Source organism: Promicromonospora iranensis (assembly GCF_028994805.1).
In the GTDB taxonomy this organism is placed as follows: domain Bacteria; phylum Actinomycetota; class Actinomycetes; order Actinomycetales; family Cellulomonadaceae; genus Promicromonospora; species Promicromonospora iranensis.
Genome location: NZ_JAJQQP010000002.1, coordinates 32387 through 49437 on the forward strand (window position 1 = coordinate 32387; position 17051 = coordinate 49437).

At 71.3% G+C, this 17051-nt stretch carries 21 protein-coding genes; 4 read left to right on the forward strand and 17 right to left on the reverse strand.

All coding sequences use genetic code 11. The annotated features are described in order from the left end of the window. Positions 1-60 precede the first annotated feature (60 nt). Complete coding sequence (locus LUM46_RS02600; RefSeq protein ID WP_274992114.1) at positions 61-552, forward strand: SRPBCC family protein; 492 nt, start codon at positions 61-63, stop codon at positions 550-552. A gap of 75 nt (positions 553-627) precedes the next feature. On the opposite strand, the gene LUM46_RS02605 is transcribed toward LUM46_RS02600, so the two are convergent. From LUM46_RS02605 to LUM46_RS02635, 7 genes are all read right to left on the reverse strand, one after another. Beyond that, positions 628-2958: a PQQ-dependent sugar dehydrogenase gene (locus LUM46_RS02605; protein ID WP_274992115.1), complete on the reverse strand. Its 2331-nt coding sequence runs from the start codon at positions 2956-2958 to the stop codon at positions 628-630. Between the two features lie 60 nt (positions 2959-3018). After that, on the reverse strand, positions 3019-4023 hold the full coding sequence (locus LUM46_RS02610) for a ThuA domain-containing protein (protein ID WP_274992116.1): 1005 nt from the start codon (positions 4021-4023) through the stop codon (positions 3019-3021). Positions 4024-4139: 116 nt separating this feature from the next. Next, a complete protein-coding gene (locus tag LUM46_RS02615) occupies positions 4140-4928 on the reverse strand; it encodes an ABC transporter ATP-binding protein (protein WP_274992117.1) in 789 nt (262 codons plus the stop codon). Further along, positions 4918-5673: an ABC transporter ATP-binding protein gene (locus LUM46_RS02620; RefSeq protein WP_274992118.1), complete on the reverse strand. Its 756-nt coding sequence runs from the start codon at positions 5671-5673 to the stop codon at positions 4918-4920. The genes LUM46_RS02615 and LUM46_RS02620 overlap by 11 nt, the downstream gene beginning before the upstream one ends. Continuing rightward, a complete protein-coding gene (locus tag LUM46_RS02625; RefSeq protein WP_274992119.1) occupies positions 5670-6758 on the reverse strand; it encodes a branched-chain amino acid ABC transporter permease in 1089 nt (362 codons plus the stop codon). Before LUM46_RS02625 ends, LUM46_RS02620 begins: the two co-directional genes overlap by 4 nt. Beyond that, entirely contained in the window at positions 6742-7626 is an 885-nt protein-coding gene (locus LUM46_RS02630) for a branched-chain amino acid ABC transporter permease (RefSeq protein WP_274992120.1), read from the reverse strand. Before LUM46_RS02630 ends, LUM46_RS02625 begins: the two co-directional genes overlap by 17 nt. 4 nt (positions 7627-7630) lie before the next feature. Continuing rightward, positions 7631-8869 carry an amino acid ABC transporter substrate-binding protein gene (locus LUM46_RS02635; protein ID WP_274992122.1) on the reverse strand — a complete coding sequence of 413 codons (1239 nt, stop codon included), beginning with the start codon at positions 8867-8869 and terminating at the stop codon, positions 7631-7633. Positions 8870-9008: 139 nt separating this feature from the next. Between LUM46_RS02635 and LUM46_RS02640 the strand changes: the two genes are divergently transcribed. Continuing rightward, positions 9009-10049, forward strand: coding sequence for a LacI family DNA-binding transcriptional regulator (locus LUM46_RS02640; RefSeq protein WP_274992123.1), 1041 nt, complete (start codon positions 9009-9011; stop codon positions 10047-10049). Between the two features lie 129 nt (positions 10050-10178). On the opposite strand, the gene LUM46_RS02645 is transcribed toward LUM46_RS02640, so the two are convergent. From LUM46_RS02645 to LUM46_RS02655, 3 genes are read right to left on the reverse strand one after another with little or no spacing between them, the layout of a single operon-like run. Then, positions 10179-11012 carry an alpha/beta fold hydrolase gene (locus LUM46_RS02645; RefSeq protein ID WP_274992125.1) on the reverse strand — a complete coding sequence of 278 codons (834 nt, stop codon included), beginning with the start codon at positions 11010-11012 and terminating at the stop codon, positions 10179-10181. After that, positions 11009-11521, reverse strand: a complete 513-nt coding sequence (locus tag LUM46_RS02650) for a PadR family transcriptional regulator (RefSeq protein WP_274992127.1) — start codon at positions 11519-11521, stop codon at positions 11009-11011. Before LUM46_RS02650 ends, LUM46_RS02645 begins: the two co-directional genes overlap by 4 nt. Positions 11522-11581: 60 nt before the next feature. Continuing rightward, positions 11582-12118 (reverse strand): VOC family protein, encoded by a 537-nt coding sequence (locus LUM46_RS02655; RefSeq protein ID WP_274992128.1) that lies wholly within the window; start codon positions 12116-12118, stop codon positions 11582-11584. A 222-nt stretch (positions 12119-12340) separates the two neighbouring features. Here LUM46_RS02655 and LUM46_RS02660 point away from each other — a divergent pair, with 222 nt between their 5' ends. Beyond that, positions 12341-13612, forward strand: a complete 1272-nt coding sequence (locus LUM46_RS02660) for an ATP-grasp domain-containing protein (RefSeq protein ID WP_274992129.1) — start codon at positions 12341-12343, stop codon at positions 13610-13612. A gap of 67 nt (positions 13613-13679) precedes the next feature. Here the strand turns inward: LUM46_RS02660 and rpmF are convergent, their stop codons facing one another. From rpmF to rpmB, 6 genes are read right to left on the reverse strand one after another with little or no spacing between them, the layout of a single operon-like run. After that, on the reverse strand, positions 13680-13850 hold the full coding sequence (gene rpmF, locus LUM46_RS02665; protein WP_274992130.1) for a 50S ribosomal protein L32: 171 nt from the start codon (positions 13848-13850) through the stop codon (positions 13680-13682). A 38-nt stretch (positions 13851-13888) separates the two neighbouring features. Beyond that, on the reverse strand, positions 13889-14056 hold the full coding sequence (gene rpmG, locus LUM46_RS02670; RefSeq protein ID WP_274992131.1) for a 50S ribosomal protein L33: 168 nt from the start codon (positions 14054-14056) through the stop codon (positions 13889-13891). Then, on the reverse strand, positions 14056-14373 hold the full coding sequence (locus LUM46_RS02675) for a type B 50S ribosomal protein L31 (protein ID WP_274992132.1): 318 nt from the start codon (positions 14371-14373) through the stop codon (positions 14056-14058). The genes rpmG and LUM46_RS02675 overlap by 1 nt, the downstream gene beginning before the upstream one ends. Before the next feature lie 16 nt (positions 14374-14389). Continuing rightward, on the reverse strand, positions 14390-14512 hold the full coding sequence (gene ykgO, locus LUM46_RS02680) for a type B 50S ribosomal protein L36 (RefSeq protein WP_189671490.1): 123 nt from the start codon (positions 14510-14512) through the stop codon (positions 14390-14392). Positions 14513-14564: 52 nt separating this feature from the next. Next, positions 14565-14870 carry a 30S ribosomal protein S14 gene (gene rpsN / locus LUM46_RS02685; protein WP_274992133.1) on the reverse strand — a complete coding sequence of 102 codons (306 nt, stop codon included), beginning with the start codon at positions 14868-14870 and terminating at the stop codon, positions 14565-14567. Further along, on the reverse strand, positions 14870-15106 hold the full coding sequence (gene rpmB, locus LUM46_RS02690) for a 50S ribosomal protein L28 (RefSeq protein ID WP_274992134.1): 237 nt from the start codon (positions 15104-15106) through the stop codon (positions 14870-14872). The genes rpsN and rpmB overlap by 1 nt, the downstream gene beginning before the upstream one ends. Positions 15107-15234: 128 nt before the next feature. Between rpmB and LUM46_RS02695 the strand changes: the two genes are divergently transcribed. Next, positions 15235-16353 carry a CobW family GTP-binding protein gene (locus LUM46_RS02695; RefSeq protein ID WP_274992135.1) on the forward strand — a complete coding sequence of 373 codons (1119 nt, stop codon included), beginning with the start codon at positions 15235-15237 and terminating at the stop codon, positions 16351-16353. A gap of 70 nt (positions 16354-16423) precedes the next feature. On the opposite strand, the gene LUM46_RS02700 is transcribed toward LUM46_RS02695, so the two are convergent. Then, entirely contained in the window at positions 16424-16939 is a 516-nt protein-coding gene (locus LUM46_RS02700; RefSeq protein WP_274992137.1) for a GNAT family N-acetyltransferase, read from the reverse strand. Positions 16940-17051: the final 112 nt, after the last annotated feature.

Genomic DNA, 17051 nt, shown 5'->3' on the forward strand with positions numbered 1-17051 from the left:
GGAGACGGCCGATGTCACGCTCGACACGGTGACCCGGCAGCCGGAGGGAGACCGCGCGCCATGAGGTACACCAGCTCGATAGAGATCGCCCTGCCGCGGGAGAGAGTGGCGCAGCTGCTGGCCGACCCGGCCCACGTGCAGAAGTGGGTCCGGGGCGTGGTGCTGCACGAGCCGCTCAGCGGGATGCACGGGCAGGTCGGTACCAGGTCGCGGGTCGTCATGGAGTCGGGGAAGCGGCAGATCGAGTGCATCGAGACGATCACGAGGCGGGAGCCGGCAGACTTGCGCGAGATCCCCCGCGAGGTCGTCGTCCACTTCGACCGGGAGATCGTCGGCGAGGGCATGTGGAACGCCGTCCGTGATCGGCTGACCGAGGCCACGCCGACGACGACGCTCTGGGAGAGCGAGAGCGAGTTCCGGTTCAGCAGCCCGCTGATGCGGCTGATGGGGCGTCTCCTGCCCGGCGTATTCCGCAAGCAGTCGCAACAGCACATGCAGGACTTCAAGGCGTTCGCCGAGCAGGGGAGGGACGTCCGCGAGCTCGGGAGCTGACCTGCCCGCCGTTCAGGCCGGCCACCACCGCAGGTCGAGCTCCCGCCGGGCCGGCGGGAGCTCGACCAGCGAGCGTCAGCGCGTCATCAGGCGGTACTGCTGCGCCACCTCCTTCGCCGTGGCCGCGCGGTCGAGCAGCTGGATGGTGTCCATGCTGCAGTTGCAGGGGTTCCGCTCCTGCGTGTCCTGCGGGAAGCTGCCGCCGATCTTGATCCCGCGCGGCGTCGTCGCCGAGGCACCCGATCCGTCCACCTGCCACGGGTCGCCGTCCACCACGTAGAAGCCGGGCACGCGCTCACCGTTGCGGTACAGCGCCATCCGGCCGGTGGTGTAGTCGAAGGTGGCGGCCAGGTGCACCCACTCGTCCTGCGGCAGGAGGGTGCGCCAGTCCTCGTGCGCGGCGAAGGTCTGCGACGCGCCGCCGTCGATCCGCCGGCCCAGCGCGACGAGCCGCAGCTCGCCGTCCACCTGGATGATCTCGAGCAGCGCGCGGACGCCGTGCCCGTCCGAGTCGCCGCTGAGCACACCCGCCAGGCCGACGGCGTTGTAGTAGTCGTCCGGGTTGGCGGTGGTGGTGTCGGGGCTCGGGTTCTGGCCGGTCATCTTGACCCAGCCCATCACCGTCATCCCGTCGACACCGTCGAGGGCGGACAGGGTGTCCACCCCGTCGGCGTCGAACACGCCCGCCTTCCAGTCGTCGTCGCCCGCCGTCAGCGGGTTCACCTGCCGGAGCTGGATGGAGTTGTTGCTGCCCGGGTAGGCGCCGTCGGCGGCGCGCATGTCCTCGCCGCCGTTGACCAGGTTCAGGTAGGTGCGGGACGCGCCGCGGTCGATCTCCACCGCCCCGTCCTGCTGGAACGGGTGCTCGAAGTCGTAGAAGCTCACGACGTTGTCCCGCAGCGAGCGGGGAACCTCCTGCGGCACCGGCGCGCGCACGGTGTCGACGACCTTCCAGATCTTCCCGTTCGCCTTGGCGATGAGGTAGAGATCGCCCGAGCGGTCACGGCCCATCCGCAGGTCGGCCCGCTCGTCGCCGGTGAAGTCGTACATCCGCTTGCGGGTGCCGTCGGTGTCGTAGAGCGCGGCCTCGTAGACCTGCGCCTCCGGCCCGCCGCGCCGCATCTGCGACTCCTTGGTGAAGAGGACCCGCCCCTGCACCAGATCGGTGAACAGGTACGTGCCGTCGAGGGCCGGGAGGTCGCGCCCACGGTAGACGAATCCACCGCTGATCGCGTACCCGCTGTCCGAGGTGCACGACCAGCCGGGCGGCGGGTCGTGGTCGTACGCCGCGACGGGATAGGTGAAGCCGAGGTCGGCGTCGTTCTCCGGGAGCGGGTACAGGTTGCAGCGGTCGGCCGCGTCGAAGACGTACCTGCCCTCCCGGTCACCCCAGCCGAAGTTGTCGCCCGCCCGCACGTCGTAGACGGCCTCGATCGCGTGTTCGCCGATGTGACCGAGGAACATGCGCGGCTGACTCTTCCGGCCCTGCTCGTCCCAGCTGAAGCGGTGCGGGTCGCGCAGGCCGACGGCGTAGATCTCGCCCAGCGCGCCGGCCGTCCCCACGAAGGGGTTCGACGGCGGGATCCCGTACGCCCCGCCCGGTCCGTCGGTGCCCGCCGGGTCGATGCGCAGGATCTTGCCCGCGGGGGTGCCCATGTCCTGCGGGATGCCGGTGCCCACGCCGCGGCCACCGTCGCCCACGGCGAGGTAGAGCAGGCCGTGGTCCTCGTCGCCGGGGCGGGCCGTCGGGTTGAAGTCGATCTGCTGGATGGCGTGGATCTGCCCGGCGAAGCCGAGGCGCAGCACCTCGCGGCTCGTCCCGGAGAAGAGGTCGGCGGCGGGGTCGTCGGCCACCCACTCGGTCACCACCGAGTGCAGGAACGTCGGTGTCTGGGGCGGGTACGTCGTGGGGTCGGGCGGCGGGCCCGCGTTGCCCGGCCGCTCGGTGTGCACCGTGTAGAACGTGCCGTTGTCCTCGAAGTCCGGGTGGAACGTCGCGAACCCGAACCCGCTGCCCAGACCACGCCCCGAGAAGAACTCCGGGGCGAACTCGGCGGCCACGTCCAGGTAGACCCGCGGCTCGCCGTCCTCGACGAGGTAGAGCGGACCGTTGAGGTCCGGCACGTACCTGCGTCCTGAGCCGTCGGGCAGCTCGCCGAGGCCGTTGATGCGGGCGTGCCGCATCAGCCGGCGGTCGGTGGGCGCCGGGATCGGCTCTGTCCTGGGGAACTGGGCGTACTCCTCCAGGACGAGCCCCAGCGTGGACTGGATCTCTTCCGGGGCGGGATCGGTGATCGGACCCGGTCCGGCCGTCGCGGTGGTCATCGTCGCCGTGGTCAACGGGACCAGTGCGGCGGCCGTGATCGCCACCGCGGCGACCGCCGAACGCCATCGTCGCTTGCTCATGGTGCCTCCTGAATGTCGTCGTCGTCATTGCGGGAGTGCTGTGCGCTTGCGCGGGTCGACCTACCGGCAGAACGGCCGCGCCCCGGCCGCGCTGAGGATCCCGCCCACCACGTGGGTCTCGAACGACCCGGCGCCGGCGAGCGTCGAGTCCTCCGTCCAGGCGGCCGGGTCGTGGCCGAGCGTGGTGACCCACGCGCGGCCGCCGTCGTAGTGCTGGCACCACGAGACGGGGTGGTCGCCCGCGTGCCCGGGGTGCCCGTTGAAGCCGGCGTGGTCACCGATCGTCGCGGTGTCCACCTCGGCGAGGAACCGCACGCCCGTGGGGAACGGTTCCAGGTGGTACCACTCGTCGCGGAAGTCCCACCGCCGCGGCAGGTCCCGGGTCGAGGCGTCACGCCGGTCGACCGTCACGACCTGCCCGTCGCGGTGCGGCCCGTGGTCGTAGAAGTGGGCCCCGCCGAGCAGGCCCTGGAACCACGGCCAGTGGTACATCGCGCCGAGGGTGTTGTGGACCGCCACGAAGCCGCCGCCCGACCGGACGTACTGCAGCAGCGCCGTCTGGGAGGCGTCGTCGAGCATGGTGCGGGAGGTGCTGAGGAAGACGACGGCGTCGTAGGGCGCGAGGCGCGACGGCGCGTCGAGCTGGCGCACGTCCTCGGTCCAGTCCACCTCGAAGCCGTGCTCCTGTCCCCAGCGGACCACCGCGTTCTGCGCCACGTGCGCGGAGGTGAGCGGCGGGTTCTTGCCCGCGGGCAGCAGCGGACCGAGGTGCGCGTGCCGGGAGCTGCCCGTCGCGGTGAAGACCAGCACGCGCACGACGCCGTCGTCGGCCCGCGGCAGGTCCCAGTCGTTGTAGCAGGCCGGGTCGGTGCCCCGGCAGACGCCGTAGTCGGCGAGCTTGTCCTGGGAGGTGTTCTGGTGCGGCGACGTGCCCGCCGGTGTCAGCGCTGTCGGAGCGGGCGCCGCGAGGTGCAGGCCGGCCAGCAGCGCGGCCAGGATAGCGAGGCCGAGCACGACCTGCCCCGCACCGCCGATCGTGTTCCCGAACGTGTTCCTGAGCAACATGACGTTCTCCTTTGAACAGCCATCTGTCAGCCCTTGCTCCGTTGAGTGCTGGCTATTTGCGGGAAATCGGGGGCCGATCCAACAAATAGCCAGCACTCAACGGAAGAAGGGGTGGATCAGGGCACCTCCTTGGGGCGGCCGCCCAGGTAGAGCTGGGCCAGGCGGGGATCAGCGAGAAGGTCCGGGGCCGGGCCGGTGATGTGCACGCGGCCCAGGTCCAGCACACAGCCGACGTCGGCTGCCTCCAGCGCACGCCGCGCGTTCTGCTCCACGAGGAGCACCGCCGTGCCGGCGTCACGCATGCGCTGCACCTGCTCGAACACGATCGCCGTCGCCTTGGGGTCGAGCCCCATGGACGGCTCGTCGAGCAGCACCACCTTGGGCCGCACCATGAGCGACCGGGCGAACTCGACCTGCTTCTGCTGGCCGCCCGACAGCGCACCGGCCAGCGCGCCCCAGCGCTCGCCGACCAGCGGGAACAGGCTGGTGACGAACTCGGTGCGCTCGGCGACCAGCGACCTGTCACGCACGCTGTAGGCGCCGAGCAGCACGTTCTCGGCCACGGTCATCTCGGGGAAGACGCTGTGTCCCTGCGGCACGTGGGACAGCCCCGAGGCCAGGAGCTGCTGCGGGGTCCGCCCGGTGACGTCCACACCGTCGACCACCACCTGCCCGGAGCGCGGCTTCAGCATGCCGCTCGCGACCTTCAGCACCGTCGACTTGCCGGCGCCGTTCGGCCCCACGAGGCAGACCACGCTCGACGGCGCGACGGTCACCGACAGGCCGCGCAGCACGAGCGCGGCCCGGCCGTAGCCGGCCTGGACATCGGTCAGGCGGAGCAAGGGCTCGGCCGCGGGGGACGACGCCGGCGCGGCCGCCGGCACGGGTTCCGGTTCAGACGCCAAGGTATGCCTCCAGGACCAGGGGGTCGTCCTGCACGACGGCGGGTGTGCCCTGCGCGATGGGCCGGCCCCTGTCGAACACGACGACGTGGTCGCTCAGGCCCATGACGAGCTCCATGTTGTGCTCCACGATGATGAAGGTGCGGCCCTCGGCGTTCAGCTCCCGCACGAGGTCGGCGATCCGGTCCACCAGCGCCGGGTTCACCCCGCCGGCGGGCTCGTCGAGCATGATGGTGTGCGGGTCGCCCATGAGCACCCCGGCGAGCTCGAGCAGCTTCTGCTGGCCGTAGGAGATGTCGCGTGCCTCGGCGTGCTCCAGGTGGTCGATGCCGACGCGCGCCAGCAGCTCGCGCGCCCGCCCGACGTCGGCGGGGTTGCGCGAGCCGCGCAGCCGCTGCAGCAGCCCGTGCGGCTGCACGGCGACCAGCACGTTCTCCAGCACGGTGAGCCGCGGGAAGACGCGGCACAGCTGGAAGCTCCGGCCGATCCCGGACCGGGCGATCCGGTGCGGTGGCAGCCCTGTCACGTCCCGGTCCTGGTAGCTGACGGTGCCGGCGTCGGGCCGGATCATGCCGGTGACGCAGTTGAAGAACGTCGTCTTGCCGGAGCCGTTGGGTCCGATCAGGGCGTTGATCTCGCCCTCGTGGAACGCGACGGAGGCGCCGTCGATCGCGCGGACGCCACCGAACGACTTGGTCAGGCCCTCGGTGGTCAGTGAGTGTGTCGGAGAGTGTGCCGGGGTGGTCATCGGGCCGCCTCCTCGCGTTGCTTCGCCAGCTCCTCGGCGCTGACCTCACGGATCGACGCCGCCCCGCGTCGCCGGTTCAGGAGCGAGGACAGGGCCGGGATGACGCCGTCGGGCATGAACAGGACGACCAGGCCGAGCAGGACGCCGGTGGCGACCAGGTGGAGCTGCGTGTCGCCGTACTGGGACTTGAACACCTCGACCGCGTAGCCGACGACGACGGCGCCGAGCAGCGGGCCGAAGAGGCTGCGCACCCCGCCGAGCAGCGCCATGAGCACCATGTAGGTGCCCACCAGGATCGAGAACTGGAAGATCGGGTCGAGGTACCCGAACCACAGCGCGTACAGGCCGCCGCCGAGCGCGGTGAAGAACGCGCTGATCACCAGGGCCGTGAGCTTGTAGGCGAAGGTCGGCACACCCAGCGCCTGCGCCTTGTCCTCGTCCTCGCGGATGGCCTTGAGCCCGGCGCCGAGCCGGGACCGCTCGATGAGCCACCAGGTCAGCAGCGCGAGCGCGAGCAGCACGGCGTGCAGGTAGAAGAACCGTTCGTGCTGCTCGGGACGCAGCACCTCGGTGCCGAACGGCCGCGGCACCCGCAGTCCGTTCGAGCCGCCGGTGAACGTGTGCCAGCTCTGGAACGTGAGCTGCAGGATCAGCACGAGCGCGATCGACGTGATCACGAACGACGCGCCCCGCACGCGCAGCGACGCGATGCCCACGGGGATCGCGATGGCGGCGACGATCAGTCCGCCGGCGATCAGCGCGAGCCACGGGTCCATGCCGGTGCGGAGGATGAGCAGGGCGGTGGCGTACCCGCCGAGCCCCGAGTAGGCGGCGTGGCCCAGCGAGATGTACCCGGTGAACCCGCCCACCAGGTTCCAGGACGTCGCGAGCACGGCGTAGCTCAGGATCACCACGCCGACGGACAGGATGAACGGGTCGGCGGCGAGGGACGGGAAGAGGAGCACCACCGCCACGAGGGCAAGCAGGCCGGCGACCCGGGCCACCCGGACCGCCGTCGGCCTGGCTGTCGTCGGCCTGGCCGCCGTCGGTCGCGGAGCCCGGGTGGGGCTAGAAGCGTTGGGCAAGGCGACCTCCGAAGAATCCCTGGGGGCGGATCATGAGGGTCACGAACAGGGCCAGGTAGAACACGGTCTGCGCCCAGGTGGTTCCGAGCGGTACCTGCAGCAGGCTCGCGGCGACGCCGAGCAGCATGGCCGCGATCGCGGCGCCGGGGATGCTGCCCAGCCCGCCGACGACGATGATCGCCATCAGCGGCCCGATCCAGTGCCAGTGCAGCGACGGGTAGATCGTGTAGTCCAGCGAGAGCGCCGTACCGCCGATCGCGGCCGTCGCGAGCCCCAGCCCGAAGCCGAGCCCGGCCACGCGGTCGGTGTCGATGCCGACGAGCCGCGCGGCCTCCGGGTGCTGGGTCGTGGCGCGCAGCGCCCTGCCGAAGGAGGTCTTGCGCAGGATCACGTACAGCGCCCCGAGCGAGACCGCGGCGAGCGCGAACGCGATCAGCTTGACCACGGCGATGCTGACGCCGAACACCTCGATGCTGGTGCCGGAGTACTCGAGCTGGACGCGCCGCTGCGTCCCGGTCCACACGAACCCGAGCAGGCCCTCGATCGTCAGGGCCACCGCGAACGTCAGCAGCACCGACATGGTGGTGAGGCTGATGGGCCGCAGCCGGGACACGAGGAACCGCTGCATCCCGTACCCGACCACGAAGAACAGCGGCACCGTGATGACCAGCGAGAGGAGCGGGTCGAGCCCGGAGCGCTCGTGGAAGAACCAGGCGAGGTAGGCCGCGAGGATCAGGAACGCGGAGTGGGCGATCATGACCACCCGCATGACGCCGAAGTACAGCGTCAGGCCCGCCGCCAGGAGGGCGTAGAGCCCGCCCAGCAGGATGCCCAGCACCAGGCTCTGCGCGAACAGGGCACCGGTCATGCGATCACCACTCGGGCTTCGGGTGGATGAGGTCGGCTTCCTTGACGTCCTCCGGCAGCACGATCTTGATCTCGCCGTCGACGTACTGCTGGATCAGGTGGGCGCTCTGCGGGCGGCCCTGGGCGTCCCAGCTGAGCGTGCCGACCACCGTCTCGACCTCGTTCTCGTGGAGCCAGTCGACGAGCTGCTGCTGGCACTCGGGCGACGGGTCGGCGCAGCCGACGGCCTCGACCGCCGCGGCGACGACCTGGCCGGTGGTCCAGGCGTTCGCCTCGTCCTCGGCCGGCGGGGTGCCGTGCTCGGCCGTGTAGGCCTCGACGAACTCCTCGTTGGACGGGTACGTCGCGGTGGGCGTGTAGCCCGTCGGCGCGAGGATGCCCTCGGTCTTGTCGCCGATCGCGGCCGGGAACTCGGCGTTCGTGGGCGCTCCGGAGATCGCCGCCATGTCGGGCTGGTAGCCCTGCTGCTGCAGCGCGACGACGAGGTTGACGCCGTCCTGGTACTGCGAACCGACGATCAGCAGGTCGGCGTCGGAGTCCGTGATCTTCGCCGCGATCCCGCTGAAGTCCGTGGTGTTGGGCGGGTAGACCTCGTCCTCCACCACCTCGACCCCTGCGTCGGCGAGCGTGTCGCGCAGGCCGTACGCGGTGCCCTGGGCGAACGGGTCGTCCATGGAGGCGACGGCCATCGTCTTCGGCCGCTCGTCCTCGGGCAGGGCGAGGATGTGGTCGGCGAGGTGGTCGTAGTGGTCGTCGGCAATGGCCGGCGCCGCGTAGAAGAGGTTGTCGAACCCCTGCTCGAACACCTCGGCGGCGGCGCCGGCGGGCTCGACGAAGAGGAAGCCGTAGTCCTGCGCGACCTGCGCGGCGGGGACGACGAGCCGGGTCGAGAACGGTCCGAAGACGAGGTCGACGCCGTCCTGGTTGATCAGCCGCTCGTAGTCCGAGGCGACCCGGTCGGCGTTCGACTGGTCGTCGACGATGATCAGCTCGACCTGGCGGCCCAGGAGCCCACCGTTCTCGTTGACATACGCCGCCCAGGCCTCGTAGCCGCGCTGGACGCCCTTGCCGGGCTCGGCGAAGTCGCCGGTCAGGGGGAGCGATACGCCGATGACTATCGGGTCGTCCGGGCCGGCGGACCCGCCGCCCTGGTCGTTGCCCTCAGGGCTCGCCAAGCAGGCGGACAGGGTCAGAGCCGTGGTCGCGGCGATAGCCGCTACCGTCAGCCGTCGGGTTGCTCTCATGGTCCACTCCTTTGTGGCAAGCGCTTCCGTAACCGCTTACGGCACTCTAGGAACTGAGACGCTGGGTGACAAGGGTCTAGGCACCATCCATGACCGACGGCGGGGCGCTACCCGTGGATTGCTGGGGCGAGGAGATCTGATGCGGAAGCACACCGCCGGGCTACGTCTGGTCGACGTCGCCGAGCACGCCGGCGTGTCCATCGCCACGGCCTCGCGTGCGCTGTCCGGTGCGCCGGGGGTGTCCGAGGCGATGGCCGAGCGGGTGCGCGCGGTCGCGGCCGACCTGGGCTACGTCGCGAACGTGCACGCCCGCTCGCTCGCCAGCGGGGCCAGCCCGGGGGTGGGGCTGGTGGTGCACGAGATCGGCGACCCGTACTTCGCCGAGATCGCCAGCGGCGTGCTGGAGGTCGCTGGCGCGAACGGGCGCATGGTGCAGATCTGCCACACGGGCCGGGACCCGTTCACCGAGGTGGCGCAGCTGCGGGCCCTGGTCAACGCCCGTGTCGGGATCATCGTCGTCGCGGGGTCGGGGCACCTCGACCGCGACGTGCAGTCGCAGATGAAGGCCGAGGTGCAGGGCTTCGAGTCGGCCGGCGGACGGGTCGCGGTCATCGGCAGGCACCCGCACCTGGGGGTCGACGCCGTCGTGCCGGCCAACGTCCAGGGCGGCCGGGCGATCGCGGAGCACCTGCTGGAGCTGGGCCATCGGCGCATCGGCATCGTGGCCGGGTCGCGGCGGCTCGCCACCATGGCCGACCGCCTCGCCGGCGTCGAGCAGGCTCTTGGTGCGTTCGGGCTGGCGCTGGGCGACCTGCCCGTGGTCGAGGCGGAGTTCACTCTCGACGGCGGCAAGGAGGCCGCCCGGCGGCTCCTCGACGAGCACCCGGGCGTAACGGCGATACTCGCGCTGAACGACGACATGGCGGTCGGGGTGCTGTCGGTGCTGGGGGAGCGGGGCATCGCGGTTCCGGGCGACGTGTCGGTGACGGGATTCGACGACGTCACCGTGGCGGGGCACCTGTCGCCCGCCCTGACGACGGTGCGCCTGCCGATGAAGGAGATGGGGCGGCAGGCGCTCGAGCTCGCGCTGCTGCCGCGGGCCGCGCGCCCCCGGCGCCGGACGGCGGAGCAGAGGCTGATGGTGCGGGCCTCGACGGCTGCGGTGCGCGGCCACGCCTGATTCACGCTGGCTGAATTGTTCAGCTCAGCCCGCAAGACCAGGGCTCAGGTGAACGAAATTCAGCAGACCTGGCGCTCGCCGCGACGGCACACCGTACCCAGCCGACCAGCCCGCGAACGGCCGGGGTCCTCACCTCGCTGCGGGCGTGCCCTCCTCGTGCGGCCCGACCGGGAGCAGGGTGGGGGATGGTTCGCCCGTCGCCAGCCAGTGGGCCAGGACGTCATGGAACAGGTCGGGATCCTCGACGTCCCAGATGTGGTGCATCCCCGGCGCGAGCCGCGCCACGGCATGGGGTACGCGGGAGGTCACCTCGTCCAGCGCGCCGCGGAAGGTCCGGGACTCCTTCTCGCCGACGATCGCGAGGATCGGGGCGGTCAGCCGGCGGAGTCCGTCGAGGTCGCGGGCCGGCACACCGTCGTAGAGCTGCGGGACCATCCGACGGACCGAGTCGCGATCGATCCCGAGCCCGGTGGTGACGAACAGGTCGACCGCGTCCGGTGGCAGCCGATACATCCGGGCGGTCGTCCTCCAGTACCAGGGGCTGCCGAAGAAGCGGATCTGTGCGAGCCCGGCCCAGCGGGTGAACCCGCGCACGCCGCGCAGGATCGCCCCGGTCACGAAGACGCTCCTGATCACGTCCGGGTGGCGCGCCGCGAGGGCCACGCCCACGACGCCGCCGAGCGACAGCCCGACCACGTGGGCTCGCCCGCCGTGGGCCCGCTCGCGGACGAGGTCTGCCAGCTCGTCGACAGTGGTCGAGAGGTCGGTCCACGGGTGCTGTGCCGAGGCGCCGAACCCGGGCAGGTCCGGGATGAGGGCGTGGTGGTCGGGGAGTGCCCCGGCCTGCTCGGTCCACGACCAGCCGGCGACGTTGCCGCCGTGCAGGAACAGGACCGACTCGCCGGCGTCGGGGCGCTGCTCGGCAAGAGAGATGCTCGCGGGGCGGTTCGTCGCAGGGCTCACAGTGCGGCCTCCAGCTCGTCGAGCCACGTGAGCTCAGCCTGGACCTCGAGGATCCCCTTGCGCAGTGTCGCCGACCGGAGACGGGCGGCCAGGTCGCTGTCCACGGTCGGAAGGCTCTCCAGCGTGGCGAGCAGACGACGCGCCGCGTCCCGGCGCTCCGCGAGGAGCGCCCGGACCAGTTCGGGGTCGTCCTCCCGCCCGACGAAGAAGAGCCTGCCGAGGAACGGCTCGCGGGGCTTCTCGTCAGGCAGGGGGGACCGCAGCCATTCGGTGAGCCGGGCGCGGCCGTCGTCGGTGAGCCGGTGCTCGCGGCGGTCGGGCTTGCCGGCCTGGGCCACGACGCGGACGTCGACCAGACCGTCCTGCTCCAGCCGGGCAAGCGTGCGATAGATCTGGGACTGGTCGGCGGACCAGAAGTGAGCGACGGTGCCGTCGAAGGTCTTCTTGAGGTCGTAGCCGGTCATGGGGCGCAGGTCGAGGAGACCGAGGATCAGGGCGTCGAGTGCCATGCGCATACCCTACAGCACACATATAAGACTATGCACATATGAAGCGTTGCGCCTGTGGTGCTACGCCACGGGCGGCCGGACCGGCGCGCTGCTCCACCCCTCCTGACGGCCGCTCAGCTCCGTGTCGAGCGTCTCCTGCGCGACGCGCATCGCCTCGACGTACGCGGGCTCCTGCATCCGCTGCCACATCACGTCCTCCAGCACGCCCTCGACGTGGCTGGTCACCCACCAGATGTTCCCGAACGGGTCGCGGACGCGGCATCCACGCTGGCCGAAGGCGCTGTCGCTGATCGGCGTCACCACCGTGGCGTCCGCGGCGACGGCGCGGGCGAGTGCCGCGTCGGCGTCCGGTACGAAGACGCGCAGCAGGCTCGGCATGGCCGGCCAGTCCGGGCGGCGGTCGAACGCCAGCACGACGGTGTCGCCGACTCGGATCTCGCCATGTCCGACGGTGCCGTCCTCGACCACCACCCGTGCCAGCTCCTCACCCTCGAACACCTCGGCGACGAAGTCGAGGAACGCCCCGGTGTCGTCGGTGACCACCCACGGGGCGACGGTCGTGTAGCCGGTAGGTGTGGCGTTTGTCAGTTGGGGCATCTCTGCGTCCTCTCGAAGCGGTGTCCATCCGTGCTACCGACCGTAGACAGAGAACCGGACAACTCCTGTCCTCTTTCTCCAGCTGCCGGTCGACCGTGCGTCGGGGCCGTGTTCTGTCCACAGATCTCGGCGTGGGTGAGAAGCCCTCAAGGATCCGTGGCAGGCTGTGCGCCATGTTGAGAACGACTCTCGTTCGCGCCCGTATCGACGGAGCGTGCTGACGTGGCCGACCTGCTGATGATCGAGAGCTGGCTGCAGTCCAGCGGCCTCATGCTTCCGCCTCTCCTGCACGACGGCGGCCACCGGTACGTCCTCGTCACCCGCGACCCTGACCTGTACCGCCTGCCCGGCGGCGCGCTCCACCCGGTCCTGGCGCTCGCCGCCGAGGTGGTCGTCGCGGAGACGAATGACGACGACGCCCTCGTGGCGACTGCACGCGAGCTGGCGGCCCGGCGCCAGATCGACGGTGTGCTGACGACGTGCGACTACTACTTGCCGGCCGTCGCGCTGGTCGCCGAGGAGCTGGGCCTGCCCGGCGCGCCGGCCGAGGTGCTGCGCACCGCGACGCGCAAGCATCGGGTGCGCCAGGTGCTGGCGGCCGGGGGAGTGCTGGACGTGCCGTTCGCGGTAGCCGCCACGTGGGCGCAGGCGCACAAGGCCGCTGCCGACCTCGGCTACCCGCTGGTGGTCAAGCCCGTCGACATGAACTCCGGCACCGGGGTGCGCAAGGTGACCGACGAGGAGGGCCTCGCCGTCGCCTTCGCCGAGGCGACCACCCCGGAGCGCAACACCCGCGACCAGCCGCTGGAGCGGCTCGCGCTGCTCGAGCGCGTGGTGGAGGGGCCCGAGTACAGCGTGGAGTCGGTGACCCGGGACGGTGTCACGCGGGTGCTGGGCATCACCGCGAAGTCGGTGGCGGAGCCGGGTGCCGAGGCGGGTTCCGGGTTCGTCGAGTCGGGACACCTGTTCCCGGCCCCGCTCGCTCCGGAGGAGCGCGAGGCGATCGAGCGGCACGTCGTGGCGGTGCTGGACGCCGTCGGGCTCACGCACGGGATCAGTCACACGGAGGTGCGGGTCACCGCCGCCGGCCCGCGGCTGATCGAGCTGAACCCGCGCCAGGGTGGCGGCTACATCTTCGAGCTGGTGCGCCTGGTGACCGGCTACAACCCGCTGCAGGTGCTGGTGGACCTGGCGCTCGGTCGTGAGGCGGTGCCCGGTCCCGTGGCTGCGGCGAGCGCGGCGGTCACGTTCCTGCTGCCGCCGTCGGACGGTGTGGTGCGTGAGGTGCGGGGCGCGGAGCACCTCGCCGACGACGACCGCGTGCTCAGCCACGAGACGCCGTCGGCGGGCCGCGAGGTGCGGCCGGGGGACAACAACGAGCGGATCGGGCATGTCCTCGTCGCGGATCCGCGGGGCCACGAGGCGAAGGCCTGGGCCGACGAGATCGTGGCCGCCCTCGATATCCGGATAGCCGTGAGAGTTCCCACCCCCTGACCACCTGCTTTGTTGCACCCACAGCAAACGCCCCGGCGCGGAGCGCCGGGGCGTCGTGCGGGTGGTGTCAGTCCGGGACGACCAGGCCGCGCCGGACGGCGGGAACCAGCCGGGCCGGGACCATGACCTGGCGCCCGTCCACGGTGGTCGCCGGCACCAGCTCGGGCACCTGGGCCTTCCACTGCGAGCGCCGGGCTCGCGTGTTCGACCGGGACATCTTTCTCTTGGGGACCGCCATGGCGGCCTCCTTTCTCTAGTCGCCCGCCGGGCTCGGCGTCAGCGCTCCTCGCGGAAGTCCACGTGCTTGCGGACCACGGGGTCGAACTTGCGCAGGATGAGCCGGTCGGGGTCGTTGCGCCGGTTCTTGCGGGTCACGTAGGTGAAGCCGGTGCCCGCCGTCGAGCGCAGCTTGATGACTGGTCGGAGGTCAACGCGCGAGGCCATCAGTGACCGCCCTTGCTGTCGTCGGTGCTGCTGTTGCTGGTGGTGTTGCCGTGCTTGGCGTAGCGCTGCCGGAACTTCTCGACGCGTCCGGCGGTGTCGACCACGCGGGCCGAGCCGGTCCAGAACGGGTGGCTCGCGCTGCTGATCTCGACGTCGACCACCGGGTAGGTGTTGCCGTCGGTCCACTCGATGGTGGCCGTCGGGCGGCCGGGGCCGGAGTCCGTGTCGGCGGCGAGCGTGGAGCGCGTGAGGAACGTGAATCCTGCGCTCGCGTCCCGGAACACCACGGGGCCGTAGGTGGGGTGGATGTTCTTCATGACTGGCTCCTCTCGCTCAGCCCTGGCGCGCCTTCCAGCGCGGGTTGAGCTTGTTGATCACGAACGTCTTGCCGTGCCGGCGTACGACCTTCGCGCCGGGCTTGTTCTTCAGGGAACGCAGGGACGCGCGAACCTTCATGTGTCACTCCTTCGATGTGAACCTGACGCCGGGCCGGCTCGCAAGCCGGCGGTCACCAGCTGGACTTCGTCACCCCGGGCAGCTCGCCCCGGTGCGCCATGTCGCGCAGCCGGATGCGGGACAGGCCGAACTTGCGCGAGTACGCGCGGGGCCGGCCGTCCACGACGTCGCGGTTGCGCAGCCTGGTCGGGCTGGCGTCGCGCGGCTGCTTGGCCAGCTCGCTGACGGCGGCGGCCCGCACCACGGGGTCCAGCTCCAGGTTCCGGATGATGCCGCGCAGCTCGGTACGTCGCTCGGCGTACCGGGCGACCACCTCGCGGCGTCGGGCGTCGGCGGCGATCTTGGACTTCTTGGCCATCAGACCTTCTCCCCTCGGGCGAGGATCTGGGCCACGACCACGTCGATGCCCTTGCGATCGATGGTCTTGATGCCCTTGGCACTCACGCGCAGCGTGACGTTGCGGCCGAGCGACGGAACCCAGTAGCGCTTCTTCTGGATGTTCGGGTTGAACCGGCGCTTGGTACGCACGTGGGAGTGCGAGACCGCGTGGCCGAATCCCGGCACGGTGCCCAGCACCTGACATCTGGCTGACACATGACCTCCTGCTGTTGCGGCGGCGGCGCGGCCGCTGCATGTGAGAACGGTTCTCATAACGCGCTACAGTGAACCAGAACTGAGAACGGTTATCAATAATTCCCGGCTGGGCCGGGCGAGGAGGCAGCATGTACGGAACCGGCAAGAACCGCGGAAACATCCCGGTGAGCGTCCTGGCCACCACCGATCAGGTGCTGCGCGACTCCGCGCTGTTCGGCCTCCTCATGGACGCACCCGCCGTCGTCGCGGTGCGGCACGACATCCACACCGACCACCTCCGGCGCGTCGTCCTGGACGCCACAGGCGTCCTCGAGGACGTGATCGTGCCGCTCGAGCACGCCTGCCTCTCGTGCGCCGTCCGCGAGGACGCCGTCCCGACCATCGCCCGCCTCGCCCGTGACGGCCGCTGGGCCCACGTCCTGCTCGCCCTGCCCGTCAGCGCCGAACCCCTCCCCGCGGCCCGCGCCCTCGCGAACGAGACCCGACCCGGCGGCGCCCTCGACCACACCCGGATCGCCACCTCCTTCGCCGTCGTCGACATCGACACGCTCCAGCAGGACCTCTTCGGCGAGGACACCCTCGTCGAACGCGGCCTCGAGCTCACCGCCGACGACGAACGCTCGGTCGGGGAAGCGCTCGCCGCGCAGATCGAGCAGGCGGACCTCGTCGTGACGAGCTCGTCGTTGCCGTCGCCGACGTCGTCGGGGCTGCTCGACCGCCTGCGCGGCGCGGGGACGCGGCGCGTCGACGGGCTGCACGCGCTGTCGGCGGCGGACCTCGCCGCCGCCCGGCACTCCCCGGCCCGCGCCGAGCGCCGGGCGCACCCCCTGGGTGCGGTGGTGGTGACCGGCCCGGGCGGCGTGCCCGGTGATCAGAGCTGGACGCTCGAGCTGCGCTCGTCGCTACCGTTCCACCCCGAGCGGCTGATGGACCAGATCGAGGAGCTGAGCGCGGGTGGCCTGCGCGCCCGTGGCGTGTTCCATGTTGCCGACCGGCCCGGGCTCGCCTGCCTGTGGGACGGCGCGGGCGGGCAGCTGGCCTTCGCGGATCTGGGGCCGTGGTCGGAGGTGTGCACCGGGACCGCACCGCACACGCGGATCGTGGTGGTCGGTGTGGCCGACGATCAGCAGCGGCTGCGTGAGGCGTTCCACGCGGCGCTGTGCACGCCCGAGGAGGTGGCCGCCGGCGTCGAATGGCTGTGGCGCGAGGACCACCTGGCGCCGTGGCTGGGCGCGCGCACCGTCTGATCCCCCGTTGAGTGCTGGGTATTTGCGCCTCAGACCGCGCCGGAGGCACAAATACCCAGCACTCAACGGGTCAGCGGGGGCAGAGGTAGGCCGCAGCCCGCGGGCGGACGCCGGCCGGGTCGGTCCAGCTCGCCGGGCCCGCCGTCACGCGCACCCAGCCGAGCCGTTCGTACAGGCGGATCGCAGGGCCACCGTCGTCCACGACGTCGAGCACGAGGCGCCGACCACGCCGGGCCGGCATGTCCTCGGCCCGCTCCAGGAGGGCGGCGGCCACCCGCGTGCCGCGTGCCGCGGGCGTGACGAACAGCCGGCTCACGCCCGCGAGCCCCGTCACGGGGACGCCGGCGGCCTCCGCGAGCTCCGCGGCGAACTCGACCTTGCCGCCGTCGATGAGCATGACGTGGCCGACGATCTCGCCGTCGGCCAGGGCCACCCACCCGTCGATCGTGCCGGGAGGTGTCAGCCAGGCGGTCGGATCCTCCGGCCAGACCATCGGGTAGCCGTCGCGCTCATGGACCAGCCGCAGCGCCTCTACCACCCGGTCGAGGTGGGCGGCGTGGCGCGGGGCGATCATGAGGTCGGGCACGGGGCTCAAGGTATCCGACGTCGGAGGTGCCGACCCAGGGCCGTTCGGGATCGGACGGATGTCTCCAGGTCCGTGCCAATTGTGCTGCCTGACCTGTGCGTTTTCCCTTAAC